The sequence below is a fragment of the Kitasatospora sp. NPDC001132 genome (genome assembly GCF_053598415.1).
The window spans coordinates 501,448-514,143 of record NZ_JBSFKF010000002.1 but is presented as its reverse complement, the minus strand read 5'-3'; the positions used below and the strand labels follow the sequence as shown (position 1 = coordinate 514,143).

At 74.7% G+C, this 12,696-nt stretch carries 11 protein-coding genes; 6 read left to right on the top strand and 5 right to left on the bottom strand.

Features of this window, described 5'->3' with window-relative positions:
• Positions 1-10: 10 nt before the first annotated feature.
• Positions 11-2,173, bottom strand: a complete 2,163-nt coding sequence (locus ACWDBE_RS04290) for an AAA family ATPase (protein ID WP_449792904.1) — start codon at positions 2,171-2,173, stop codon at positions 11-13.
• A 322-nt stretch (positions 2,174-2,495) separates the two neighbouring features.
• Positions 2,496-3,152: a uridine kinase family protein gene (locus ACWDBE_RS04285; RefSeq protein WP_449792903.1), complete on the bottom strand. Its 657-nt coding sequence runs from the start codon at positions 3,150-3,152 to the stop codon at positions 2,496-2,498.
• 211 nt (positions 3,153-3,363) lie between these two features.
• Between ACWDBE_RS04285 and ACWDBE_RS04280 the strand changes: the two genes are divergently transcribed.
• Positions 3,364-4,527 carry an acyl-CoA dehydrogenase family protein gene (locus ACWDBE_RS04280; RefSeq protein WP_449792902.1) on the top strand — a complete coding sequence of 388 codons (1,164 nt, stop codon included), beginning with the start codon at positions 3,364-3,366 and terminating at the stop codon, positions 4,525-4,527.
• A 75-nt stretch (positions 4,528-4,602) separates the two neighbouring features.
• Here ACWDBE_RS04280 and ACWDBE_RS04275 read toward each other — a convergent pair whose 3' ends face one another.
• Complete coding sequence (locus tag ACWDBE_RS04275; protein WP_449792901.1) at positions 4,603-5,121, bottom strand: hypothetical protein; 519 nt, start codon at positions 5,119-5,121, stop codon at positions 4,603-4,605.
• A gap of 229 nt (positions 5,122-5,350) precedes the next feature.
• On the opposite strand from ACWDBE_RS04275, the gene ACWDBE_RS04270 reads away from it, so the two are divergent.
• From ACWDBE_RS04270 to fxsA, 5 genes are all read left to right on the top strand, one after another.
• On the top strand, positions 5,351-5,791 hold the full coding sequence (locus ACWDBE_RS04270) for an Lrp/AsnC family transcriptional regulator (protein WP_045694655.1): 441 nt from the start codon (positions 5,351-5,353) through the stop codon (positions 5,789-5,791).
• A 50-nt stretch (positions 5,792-5,841) separates the two neighbouring features.
• On the top strand, positions 5,842-7,449 hold the full coding sequence (locus ACWDBE_RS04265) for an amidohydrolase (protein ID WP_449807170.1): 1,608 nt from the start codon (positions 5,842-5,844) through the stop codon (positions 7,447-7,449).
• Between the two features lie 42 nt (positions 7,450-7,491).
• A complete protein-coding gene (locus ACWDBE_RS04260; protein WP_449807169.1) occupies positions 7,492-7,683 on the top strand; it encodes a hypothetical protein in 192 nt (63 codons plus the stop codon).
• A 146-nt stretch (positions 7,684-7,829) separates the two neighbouring features.
• Positions 7,830-9,449 carry an apolipoprotein N-acyltransferase gene (gene lnt, locus ACWDBE_RS04255; RefSeq protein ID WP_449807168.1) on the top strand — a complete coding sequence of 540 codons (1,620 nt, stop codon included), beginning with the start codon at positions 7,830-7,832 and terminating at the stop codon, positions 9,447-9,449.
• Positions 9,450-9,531: 82 nt separating this feature from the next.
• Positions 9,532-10,110, top strand: a complete 579-nt coding sequence (gene fxsA, locus ACWDBE_RS04250) for an FxsA family membrane protein (RefSeq protein WP_449807167.1) — start codon at positions 9,532-9,534, stop codon at positions 10,108-10,110.
• Positions 10,111-10,322: 212 nt separating this feature from the next.
• Here the strand turns inward: fxsA and ACWDBE_RS04245 are convergent, their stop codons facing one another.
• Positions 10,323-10,697: an RNA polymerase-binding protein RbpA gene (locus tag ACWDBE_RS04245; RefSeq protein WP_049655293.1), complete on the bottom strand. Its 375-nt coding sequence runs from the start codon at positions 10,695-10,697 to the stop codon at positions 10,323-10,325.
• Positions 10,698-11,009: 312 nt separating this feature from the next.
• Positions 11,010-12,623, bottom strand: a complete 1,614-nt coding sequence (locus tag ACWDBE_RS04240; protein ID WP_449792896.1) for a hypothetical protein — start codon at positions 12,621-12,623, stop codon at positions 11,010-11,012.
• Positions 12,624-12,696 lie beyond the last annotated feature (73 nt).

The window sequence follows — 12,696 nt, the reverse complement described above, 5'->3', positions numbered from 1 at the left end:
CGGCCGTCGCTCAGCCCCGGCCGTCGATCAGCTCCCCGTACGCCTGGACCAGGTCCGGCAGCCGCAGGGTGGCCAGGTCCTCCCGGCCCGGCGGCTCGCGCAGCAGCGACAGCCGCAGGTCCCGGTACGCGCAGGACTTCTCGTACAGGGTGCGGATGAAGCGGCCGTTGCCCAGCTCGTCGATCCAGCCCTCGCGCACGACGTGGGTGCAGATGCTGGCCAGTTCCTCGGCGGCGTCCTCGTCCCAGCCGTCGCCGTCCCGGCCGGCCAGCGCCGCGCCGATCGCGGTCAGCTCGTCGGGGCGGTAGCTGGGGAAGTCGACCCTGGTGGTGAAGCGGGAGTTGAGGCCGGGGTTGGTGGCGAGCAGCCGGTTCATCCCCTCGGGGTAGCCGGCCAGGATCACCACCAGCCGGTCCCGGTTGTCCTCGGCGCGCTTGAGCAGCACCTGGAGCGCCTCGTCGCCGTACGCGTCGCCCTTGGTGTAGCCGGAGTTGGAGAGGCTGTACGCCTCGTCGATGAACAGCACGCCGTCCAGTGCGGAGTCGATCAGTTCGTTCGCCTTCACGGCGGTCTGGCCGAGGAACTCGCCCACCAGGTCGGCACGTTGGGCCTCCACCAGGTGCTCGCCGGAGAGCAGCCCGAGGGCGTGGAAGACCCGGCCGAGGATGCGGGCCACGGTCGTCTTCCCGGTGCCCGAGGGGCCGGAGAAGACGAAGTGGCGCTTCGGCGGCTGGACCGGCAGGCCCTGTTCGGCCCGCAGCCGGGACATTCTCAACTGGGCCGACAGCGCCCGTACTTGGCGCTTGACCGGCTCCATGCCGACCATCAGCGAGAGTTCCGTCAGGGCCGCGTCCAGCTCCCGCTCGTCGCCGCCGGCCCGGGGCTCGGGCACGGCGGCGGCGCGGGGCTGCGCCCGGCCGACGGCGGGCAGTGACGGTGGTACGGCGGCGCCGCCGGGCAGGGCGCCCGAGCCGGAGCGCTCCCCGGCGGCCCGCGGCGCGCCGTCGGCCGGCGAGCCGTCCAGCAGGGCGCCACCGGTCAGGCCGCCACCGTTCAGGGCCCCGTCCGCCGGGGGGCCGTCGACCGGTCCGGCGTCCACCAGCCCGGCGTCGACCAGTCCGGCCTCCGACAGGGTGGCGTCCACCGAGGGCCCGCCGTCGGGGAACCCGCCGGTCGGCACGGTGTCGTTCGACACCCCGCCGCCGGAGGCGGTCGCGCCGCTCGGCCCGCCCGTCGCGTCCCCGAACTCCCCGCCGTACCCGGGCAGTCCGGCGAACCCGGCCTCCTCCGGAAACCCGGCGCCGACACCCGGCCCGCCCGGTCCCGCGGCGTCGCCCGCACCCGGGCGCCCGCCCGTCGGCAGCCCGTCCGCGAGCACGTCGGCGAGTCCGTCCGCCAGCCCGTCCTCGGCCGAGATGGCCGCCAGCCGGGCCGCGGCGTCCATGAACGCCGGATCCGCCCGGTGCACCGCCCGGTAGAGCGGCAGTGCCGCGGCGCTGCGCCCGGCCCCCTCGTACGCCCGGGCCAGCCAGTACCGCAGCTCCTTGCGCTGCGGCTGCTCGGAGCGGCAGCGGGCCAGCGAGGCGGCCAGCGGGGCCTGCGCCTGGGCGCACATGTCGAGGCGCACCCGCGCCATGCCGGCGAACAGCCCGGCCTCGATGCCGAGCAGCGGGTCGTCCAGCAGCCGGTCGGTGTCCCGGATCAACTGCTCCCAGTCCTTGAGCAGGTAGGACCGGCAGGCGTACAGGAAGCGGGCGGACGGGTCCTCGCCGGGTGCCGGGCACTGCTCCAACGCCCCGTCCAGCTCGGCCAGGTGGCGGCCGTCCAGCCAGTGCGAGGCGTGTGCCAGCGCGAGGTCGCGGGCGTCCTCCAGCACCGGCTGGACCCACCAGCCCAGCCAGTACCAGGAGCTGAGCGGCCGTCGGTGCAGCCGCCGCTGCTCGCCGAACCGCTTCTGGTGGCGGTACATGGCCAGCAGGGCGGCCGAGGTGTCGCTGCGCAGCGCGTGCAGTCCGAGCCAGGCGTCGGCCATGCCCGGGTCCAGCCGGACGGCGGCCCGGAACTCCTCCTCGGCCCGGGTGTACGCACCGGCCGTGTACGCGTCCATGGCGCGCAGCCAGGCGCGGTCGGCGAGCCGGTCCGGCCCACCCGCCGTGCTGTCGGAACTGTCCACCGTCGTCACTCACGCCCCCCGCGGTGCGGCCGGGGCTCGGCCGGCGAGTCGCCTGCGCCCAGCCTGGCCGGTGGTCGTCGACCCCCTGTCGCGCATATGCGCCTGCCAGGAATCGTACCGGCGCGGGGCTGATCCGGAAGGGTGCCGTACAGGGTCAAATGTGAACGCGCGAGCGGCTCTTGAGCGCTCGGACGAGGAAACGGGCGGTGGGGGAGCGAGTTTCGGAAACGGACCGGACGGCGCCCCCGGCTCACGGGGGAACAAGCCGAGGACGCCGGGTCCGAGGCGGCCGGAAGCCGTGGTTCCGGCGGCTGGGGAGAACCTAGATCCTGGCGACGTCGCAGGTCAAGGCGATGGTTGAATGTTCACCCACGGTGCCCGGGGCGATCCGGCCGGTCACCCCGTCGACCCGCGTCGCGGCGTACGGACGGCTCGGATCGGCGGCGAAATGCGCCGATTCGGCCCGGGCCCAGCCCGCCCAGAACTCGGCCAGATCCGGACCGTCCCGCTCCTCGCCGCGCCGCCGGGCCGAGGCCGCGTCCAACTCCATCCAGACCACCCGGGCCAGCCAGGGCCGCACCGCCCGCCGCCCGGCGCCGACCCCCTCCACCAGCACCACCGGGGCGGCCGGCACCCGCGCCGTGCCCGCGAAGCGGCGCAGCGTCCAGTCGTACACCCGGTACTCGGCGTCCCGCCCGGCCGTCAGTGGCTCCAGTACCTGCTCGCGCAGCCGTCCGGTCCAGCCGAAGAGCTCGCTGTGGGTGGCCAGGTCGTCGAGATGGACCACCGGGGCCCCGCCGAGCGCCGCCGCCAGCCGTCCGGCGAAGGTGGTCTTGCCGGAGCCCGCGTGCCCGTCCACCGCGACCAGCCGCACCGGCCCGCAGGAGGGCGGCAGCGCGCGCAGCTCCGCCGCGAGCGCGGTCAGCCGGTCGTCCGGAGCGGGCCGGGGGAGGGGCGGAAAGGGTTCGGATGCAGCCACAACGTCAACCCTACGGTGCCGTAGCCCGCCACTGCGGACAGATCATCTGTGCAGGTCGTGACGCCGACGCGGGTTTCGGGCATACTCGCCTTCGCCACGACTGTGAACGGCCGTTCACCGCAACCCGGTGCCGGTCGGTCCGACCAGCCACACCCCCGCCGGGTCAGCCGACACCTCGGTCCGGCGCCCGATCGAGGAGGCGACCACCGCCATGACCCCCTCCCCTGTGAAAGCCGTGGAGCGCCAGCTGCCCAGCGAGGAGGCCCGCGAGCTGCTGAGCCTCACCCGCGACCTGGTCCAGCGCGAGCTCCAGCCCCGTGCGGCGGAGGACGAGGCCGCGGGCCGCTTCCCGCGAGAGGTCTTCCGCACCCTCGGCGAGGCCGGCCTGCTCTCCCTCCCGTACGACGAGAAGCACGGCGGCGGCGAACAGCCCTACGAGGTGTACCTGCAGGTGCTGGAGGAGCTCGCGGCCGGCTGGCTGGCCGTCGGCCTCGGCGTCAGCGTGCACACCCTCTCCTGCCACGCGCTGGCCACCTTCGGCACCGACGAGCAGCGCGACACCTGGCTGCCCGCCATGCTCTCCGGCGAGCAGCTCGGCGCCTACTGCCTCTCCGAGCCGCAGTCCGGCTCCGACGCGGCCGCGCTGCGCACCCGCGCCGACCTCGACGGCGACGCGTACGTGGTGAACGGCACCAAGGCCTGGATCACCCACGGCGGCCGGGCCGACTTCTACAGCGCCCTGGTGCGCACCGGCGGCGACGGCCCCAAGGGCATCAGCTGCCTGCTGGTCCCCGGCGACCAGCAGGGCCTCTCGGCGGCCCCGCCGGAGCACAAGATGGGCATGCGCTCCTCGCCGACCGCGCAGCTGCACTTCGACGGCGCCCGGGTGCCCCGCGAGCGGCTGATAGGCGAGGAGGGGCAGGGCTTCCAGATCGCGCTCGCCGCGCTGGACTCCGGTCGCCTCGGCATCGCCGCCTGCGCGGTAGGCGTCGCCCAGGCCGCGCTCGACCTCGCCGTCGACTACGCCCGCACCCGGCGCCAGTTCGGGCGCCCGATCGCCGAGTTCCAGGGCCTGTCCTTCATGCTCGCCGACATGGCCACCCAGATCGAGGCCGGCCGCTCGCTCTACCTGGCCGCGGCCCGGCTGAAGGACGCCGGTCGGCCGTTCTCCAAGGAGGCGGCGATGGCCAAGCTGTTCTGCACCGACGCGGCGATGCGGGTGACCACCGACGCCGTCCAGGTGCTCGGCGGCTACGGCTACACCCAGGACTTCCCGGCCGAGCGGTACATGCGCGAGGCCAAGGTGCTGCAGATCGTCGAGGGCACCAACCAGATCCAGCGGCTGGTGATCGGCCGCCACCTCACGAAGGCCTGAGGCCTTTCCTCCACACGGCCTCCGGCCGTCACTCCAGGGTGCGGAGTGACGGCCGGAGGCGTTCCCGGTGGCGTGTCAGCTCGCCTTGGCGGTGCGGCCGGCCAGCGCCGGACGGCGGCGGCGCTGCTCCGGGATGGCGGCCCGCAGCGCGGCGACGGTCGGGACGGCGGGCGCCGCCGGAGCGGGGGCGACCGCGGCGAGCCGCACCGGCCGGTGCGCGACCGCGTGCGAGAACGGCTGCGTCCGCCAGTCCAGCCCGCTCGGGAGCTTGAACAGCGCGTCGAACCGGGCCGGCTCGGCGTCCTCCGGGACCTCGACCTCGGCCAGGTCGTCCGTCGGCGTGCCGGAACCCGGGCAGATCGCGGGGGAGAAGGGGTTCCAGGCGGTCGGCAGCAGCGCGTGCTGCGGCAGCCGCTCCTCGTCCGCGACCAGGGCGATCGGGCGGCGGCACTCGGGGCAGTCGACCCGGAAGATGTCCCAGTTCTCCGCCTCGCCCGGGTCGGTGCCCGGCATGTGGTCGACCGCGAGGCCCTCGCGGTCGGTCATATCGTCGGTCTCGTCGGCGCCCAGCACGCGCTGGTCAGTAGCAGGCATGAGGATCCCCCTAGGATCGGGCCCGGCGTGGTCATCCAGGGCCACAACCAGCAATTCCCTGTGATCCGGACTCATAACCCTGCGCTCCCGTGCACCGTGATGCACCGGGTGTGTCCTTGGCCACACCGGATGCCACATTCGCCCGGCATGTGCCCGCCCGGCACCTGCGGTCCTGTCCTGTGCCACCGCGTGCGCCCCCCGTGCTCCCGACCGGGTAGGTTTGCGCACTGTGGAGGATCTCGACCAACGCATCGTCCAGCTGCTCCTCGAAGACGGCCGGATGAGCTACACGGACCTGGGCAAGGCCACCGGCCTGTCCACCTCGGCGGTGCACCAGCGGGTGCGCCGCCTCGAACAGCGCGGGGTGATCCGCGGCTACACCGCGATCATCGATCCCGACGCCGTCGACCTGGCACTGACCGCGTTCATCTCGGTCAAACCCTTCGACCCGAGCGCCCCGGACGACACCCCCGAGCGGCTGGCCGGCCTGCCCGAGATCGAGGCCTGCCACAGCGTCGCCGGCGACGAGAACTACATATTGAAGGTCCGCGTCGGCGCCCCCGGCGACCTCGAGGACCTCCTCGCCCGCATCCGCAGCGCCGCCGGCGTCTCCACCCGCACCACCGTCGTGTTGTCCACCCCGTACGAGGCGCGCCCCCCGAAGCTCTGAACCGCGGGCCGGTCTCCGCGGAGGAACCGGTGACGTGCAGACTTGGCCGCATGACCGAACGCAATCTCCGGACCGTCCTGCTGCGCGGCGGCGCCGTCTACAGCCCCGCCGACCCCTTCGCCACCGCGATGCTCGTGGAGGGCGAGCACGTCGCCTGGGTCGGCAGTGACGGCGCCGCCGAGGCGTACGCCGCGACCGCCGACGAGATCGTCGAGCTGGACGGCGCCCTGGTCACCCCCGCCTTCGTGGACGCCCACGTGCACGCCACCGCCACCGGTCTGGCACTCACCGGTCTGGACCTCACCGGCAGCCCCTCGCTGGCCGCCGCCCTGGAGGCCGTCACCGCTTTCGTGGACGCCCGGCCCGAGCCCGGCGGGGTGCTGATCGGCCACGGCTGGGACGAGACCGGCTGGCCCGAGGGCCGCCCGCCCACGCTGGCCGAACTCGACGCCGCCGCCCGCGGTGCCGCGCTCTACCTCTCCCGCACCGACGTGCACTCCGCGCTCGCCACCACCGCGCTGCGCAGCCTCGCCGAGGGACTGGCGGAGGCGCCCGGCTTCGATCCCGAGGGCCCGCTCACCAAGGACGCCCACCACGCCGTCCGGCAGGCCGCGCTGGCCCACCTCACCCCCGAGCAGCGCCGCCGCGCCCAGCGCGCCACCCTGGCCCGCGCCGCCGAACTCGGCATCGGCGCCCTGCACGAGTGCGCCGGCCCGGAGATCTCCTCGGAGACCGACCTGGCCGCCCTGCTGGCCCTGGCCGCCGAGCACGAGGGGCCCGAAGTCTTCGGCTACTGGGGCGAGTTGGGCGGCATCGACACCGCCCGCAGGCTCGGCGCGGTGGGCGCCGGCGGAGACCTCTTCGTGGACGGCGCGCTCGGCTCGCACACCGCCTGCCTGCACCAGCCTTACTCCGACGCGGAGCACACCGGCACCGCCTACCTGACCGCCGAGCAGGTCGCCGACCACGTCGCCGCCTGCACCGAGGCCGGGCTCCAGGCCGGCTTCCACGCCATCGGCGACGCGGCCGTCGCCGCGGTGATCGAGGGCGTCCGGGCGGCCGGCGCCCGGGTCGGCGCCGACCGGGTCAAGGCCCTGCGCCACCGCGTCGAGCACGCCGAGGCCCTGGACGACGAGGCCGTCGCCGCCTTCGCCGACCTCGGCCTGACCGCCTCCGTCCAGCCCGCCTTCGACGCCGCCTGGGGCGGCCCCGAGGGCATGTACGTCCAGCGCCTGGGCGCCGAGCGGGCGGCCGCCCTCAACCCGTTCGCCGGGCTGCTGCGGGCCGGCGTCCCGCTGGCCTTCGGCTCGGACGCCCCGGTCACGCCGCTCGACCCCTGGGGCACCGTACGGGCCGCCGCCTTCCACCAGACCCTGGACCACCGGATCTCGGTGCGGGCCGCCTTCACCGCCCACACCCGGGGCGGCTGGCGCGCCATCGGCCGGGACCAGGACGGCGTCCTCGTCCCCGGCGCGGTCGCCAGCTTCGCGATCTGGGCGGCCGGCGAGCTGGTCGTCCAGGCCCCGGACTCCCGGGTGGCCGGCTGGTCCACCGACCCGCGCTCCGGTACCCCCGGCCTGCCCGACCTGACCCCGGGCCACCCGCTGCCGACCTGCCTGCGCACCGTGGTCCGCGGCCGCACGGTGCACCAGCGGTAGACCCCGTGGAGCGGCGGGCCGCCGAGTCCTAGGTTGACCACCATGACCGAACCGGTGCCCGCCGACTTCACCGTCCCGCGCGACCTGCTCGCCCCGGAGTTCCGCCTGGAGCCCCTGGGCGAGCGGCACAACGCCTCCGACCGCGCCCACCTGGACGCGCCGCTGTACCGCGCCGTCTCCGACTGGCTCACCGGCCGGTGGCCCCCACGGGAGTTCCGCTACGCCCCGCGCTGACCCCGGATGCCGTACCACCGGTCACTCCCGGGTCCGCGCCGACCGGTGGGACGGCCGTACCACCCTCACCTCACGGGGCACCGACGTTCCGGGGTACCTTCTTCGCACAGCGTCCGAACAGCAAGCCCCAGGAAGATGGTGCGCCGGTGGCCACTCCCGTCACCCAGGAACGGTCCGAGGCCGTCCCCGAGCCGCAGGAGCCGGCGCCCCGACCGAGCCGCGGAGCCCGCGCGCTCGCCAAGGTCCGCGCCGGGCTGCCCCGCACCGGCCTCGCCGCGCTGGCCGGCCTGCTGCTGGCCCTCGCCTTCCCGCCGTACGACCTGTGGCCGCTGTCGCTGCTCGGCGCCGCCGCGCTCTCGCTGCTCACCCGGGGCCGCACCTTCCGCCAGGGACTGTGGACCGGCTTCGTCTTCGGCCTGCCGTTCTTCCTGATGCTGCTCAGCTGGCTGCGGGTGGTCGGCTGGGACGCCACGATCGGCCTGTCCGTCGTGGAGGCGCTGTTCCTGGCCCTGCTCGGCGGCGCGCTGGCCGTCACCTCCCGGCTGCCCGGCTGGCCGCTCTGGGCGGCCTGCCTGTGGATCACCCAGGAGTGGGCCCGGGACCGACTGCCGCTCGGCGGGTTCCCCTGGGGCCGGCTCGCCTTCGCCAACACCGCCACCCCGTACACCCCGCTGGCCGCGCTCGGCGGCGCCCCGCTGGTGACCTTCGCGGTCGCCCTGTCCGGCGCCCTGCTGGCCTGGGCCGCGCTGCGCCTGCGCGGGCCGGCGAAGGCCCCGAAGGCCGCCGCGCTGGCGGCGCTCGGCGCGGTGGCCGCGCTGCTGGCCGGCTACCTCGTCCCGGTGCCCACGGCCGCCGCCGACACCGTCAAGGTCGCCATCGTCCAGGGCAACGTGCCCAACCCGGGCATGGACTTCCTGGGCCGCCCGATGATGGTCCTCAACAACCACGCCTCGGCCACCGAGCGGCTCGCCGCCGACATCAGGGCCGGCAAGGTCGAGCGCCCCGACATCGTGATCTGGCCGGAGAACTCCTCCGACCTCGACCCGTTCAGCGACCCGCTGGCCCGCAGGCGGATCGACGAGGCGGTCAAGGCGATCGGCGTGCCCACCCTGGTCGGCACCCTGGTGGACGGACCGGACGCGCAGCACGTCCAGAACGAGGGCATCGTCTGGGACCCGGTCACCGGCCCCGGCGCCTCCTACACCAAGCAGCACCCCGTCCCGTTCGGCGAGTACGTCCCCTTCCGCGCCCAGCTGATGACGGTGATCACCCGCCTCCAGCGGGTCGCCCGGGACTTCTACCCCGGCGACCACAACGGCGTGATGCAGCTCGGCCCGGCCCGGATCGGCGACGTGATCTGCTTCGAGGTCGCGTACGACGAGATCGTCCGCGACACCGTGGACAGCGGCGCCCGGGTGCTGGTCGTCCAGACCAACAACGCGACGTACGCCAAGACCGGCCAGCCCGAGCAGCAGCTGGCGATGAGCCGGCTGCGGGCCGTCGAGCACGGCCGGGCGGTGCTGATCGCCGCCACCAGCGGCATCAGCGCGGTGATCGCTCCGGACGGCAGCGTCCAGCAGCGCACCGAGGAGCTGACGGCGGCCGAGCTGTCGGCCACCGTCCCGCTGCGCGACGGCACCACGGTGGCCGACCGGGTCGGTGCCGCCCCGGAGTGGACGCTGGCCCTCGGAGGCCTGCTGGCCTGCGGCGCGGCCGTGCTCATCGGTCGCCGCAAGAAGGACGCTGCCGGAACACCGGCCGAGTAGGAATCGTTGGACCAGGTGGTGCCGTAGCCGGCCCGGACCTCCCGTGCGGCGCGCAGAGCACCGCCTGGAGTGGATTCGTACCGTGACCCAGCAAGCTACCCCCACCCGTCCGGCCCCGCGTAGCAGGCTCCGCCGGGTGCTGCCGCTGCTGATCACCGCCTGGCTGGTGCTGGAGATCTGGCTGCTGGTCCAGGTCGGCTCGTGGCTGGGCGGCTTCACCGTCCTGCTGCTGCTCATCGGGGGCGCCCTGATCGGCGGCTCGCTGATCAAGCGGGCCGGTCTGAAGGCGTTCTCGGCGGCGGTCGAGCAGAGCAAGAACCCGCAGTCCGAGCAGCCGCAGACCGGCACTAGCATGACGGTGCTGGCCGGCGTGCTGCTGATCGTCCCCGGCTTCCTGTCGGACCTGGTCGCCCTGACCCTGGTCCTCCCGCCCACCCGGGCGCTGTGGCGGGCGGTCGGGCGCCGGGTCGCGGACAAGGCGCTGCGCAGCGCCTCGCCGGCCGGCGCCGACCCGTTCGCGGACGCGATGCGGCTCCAGGAGCAGCTGCGCATCCACCGCCCGGACGGGAAGGTGATCCAGGGCGAGGTCGTGGACCAGGACTCCGGCCCGCGCGGACCGCAGGGCCCGGACACCACCCACCGCCCGCCGATCTCGGGCTGATCCGACCCGTTCCCACCGGGCCGCCCGGGGCGCACGCCGCCCCGGGCGGCCCGTCCTTCGCCCGGCGACGGCTCCCGGCCCGTGCCGGACAGCCGACCGGGACCGGACAGCGGCGACCGGGAGCGGACAGCGGACCGGCCGGGCAACGCGAAAGGGACCCTGGTCACCAGGGTCCCTTTTCGCGTCCTCCCGCTCGGGGCGGGAGCGAGGTGTCAGGCGCTCTTACGGGTGTCCCGCGGGTGCACCGCGAGGTTCATCCCACCGGAGCGGAGCACGGCCAGCCGTTCGGCCAGCACCTCCTCCAGCTCCTCGCGCGTCCGGCGCTCCATCAGCATGTCCCAATGGGTGCGCGTCGGCTTGATCTTCTTCTCCTCCGGCTCGTCGCCGTCGAGAAGCGCCGCCTCCTGGCCACAGAAGCGACATTCCCAGGTCGCGGGGATCTCCGCCTCGACCGAGAAAGGAACCTCGAAACGGTGTCCGTTCTGACATGCGTACTCGACGGTCTGGCGGGGAGCCAGATCGATACCACGGTCGGTCTCGTAGCTAGTGGCCCCGAGTCGCGTGCCGCGGAGAGCTCGCTCGCTCATGAATCGTGCCTCCCGGGCTTATGGCCCACAGGACTAGTGGTCGCTGTTCTTCGTCGTTCGGTCAACGCTCGGCTTCCGACGAAGATTCCCGTCCCGGGACATGCGTCGTCTGTAGTGCCGCCCCTGTTTGTACCCACCTGCGCCCGATTTGTCACATCTGACCGGTGATATCACCCCAGGTGTCACCTATTTCACAACTGGTGATCGGGCGGACTTTCCGTGACGAGCCTACCGGGACGGGTTTCGACGGCGAGGGCCGCCCCCCGGGCGGAGGCCGGAGAACCGGCTCCGGGAGGCGGGTCGGCCTGGTGGTCAGGAGATCGGCCGTGGGCGGATCATCGGCTCGCCCTTGGCCAGCTCGACCGGGTGGGCCGCGGCGGCCGGGTCGGCCGCGGGGACCGTCGGCGGGTGCTCCGGGCGGGGCGGCACGGCGGCGGCCTCGGTGCGGGTGTCCCGGTGCGGCAGCAGGGCGATCACCGCGTCCCGCAGCGGCGCCGGGGCCTCGTCGTCCAGTGGGTCGACGGTGGCGGGCACCTGGAGCCGGACGGGGGCGCCGTTGCCGATCCGGGCGTAGCCGCGGCCGATCGGGGCGTGGGCGGCGGGGGCGATGTCCAGTGGCGCGCCGAGCGCGTCGTGCGCCTCGTCGGGGCCGGCCGGGCCGAGCACCACCCGGGCCCGGGTGGTGGCGCGGACGGTGGCGGTGATCCGGTCCCGGGCGTCGAGGTCGTCGGCGACCACCACGGTGACCCGGGCGGCCCGGCCGTGCCGCAGCGGGAGCTCCAGCAGGTCCTGCGGGTCGGGGCGGCCCTCGGCCCGGGCGAGCTCGCTCAGCTCGGTCGGGTGGTCCAGCAGCAGCCACAGCGGCCGGGTGACGTCCTCGGGCGGGGCGCTGCCCGCGTGCCGGGCGGCGTTGAGTGCGGCCAGCCGGCGCTCGGTCTCGCCGACGGCCCAGTCCAGGGCGGCGAGCGCGCCGTGCAGGCTGGTCTCCACGGTGTGCACGCCGGGCCGGTTCACCAGGCAGGCGTGCTCGCCGGTGCCCGCACCGTCGACCACCACCAGGTCGGCGTACGGGAGGGCCTGGAGCGCGACCGAGCGCAGCAGGCTGGAGGTGCCGTAGCCGGCGACGCCGAGCACCAGCAGGTGCGGCTCGGAGGAGCGCGGGCCGGTGCGCCAGACCACCGGCGGCTGCTGGACCGTGGCACCGCCCCGGGTGACCGGGATGGTCCGGGCGGTGCCGTCCTCGTCGGTGAAGCCCAGCACGATCTCGCCGGGCGCGGCCACGAAGCGCTGGGCGGCGATGTCGGCCGGGAGCGGGGCGAGCGCGACGATCCGCAGCCGGTTGGACTCCTCGTCCCAGTCGAAGCGGTACTCGCGGGCCCGGCCGGCCTTCCCCTGGACCACCTGCTCGATCCGGGCCCGGGCGGTCGGCTCGGTGTCGGTGAAGTAGGCCGGGTAGCTCATGTCCAGCCGGGCGAGCCGGCCCTCGCGGTCGAACTCCCACGCGCTGAAGGCGTTCTTGTGGCTGCCCGTGAAGTGGTACAGCGGGTTGGCGTCCTCGGGGCCGCACAGGTACGGGGTGAGTGCCGCGTAGAGGGCCGCGAGCTTGACGTCGGCGACGTCCGGTGCGGGCGGTGCGGGCGCCGCCTTGGGGGGCCGGCCGGCCCAGGCGGCGCTGGCCATCAGGGCGATCAGGGCGAACAGCAGGCCGTGCGGCAGCAGGTAGACGCCGATCAGCAGGGCGGCGGTCAGGAACAGCGTCGGACCGCGGCGATCCTTCGGGGTGTCCTGCCAGCGGGCCTTGGCCCAGTCGACGTGGTGGCGCAGGCCGCGGCCGATGACGGAGAGCGGGGCGAACATGTCGGAGGCGTGGTCCCCGGCGGTCCGGGCGATCGCGCGGCCCTTGCTGAAGTTGCGGTGGAGCGGCATTCCTTGACTCCCCGGGCGGTGGGACGGGTGGGGTGGCGCGGGTGCGGAACGACGGGGCCCGGGGCGGTGGGAC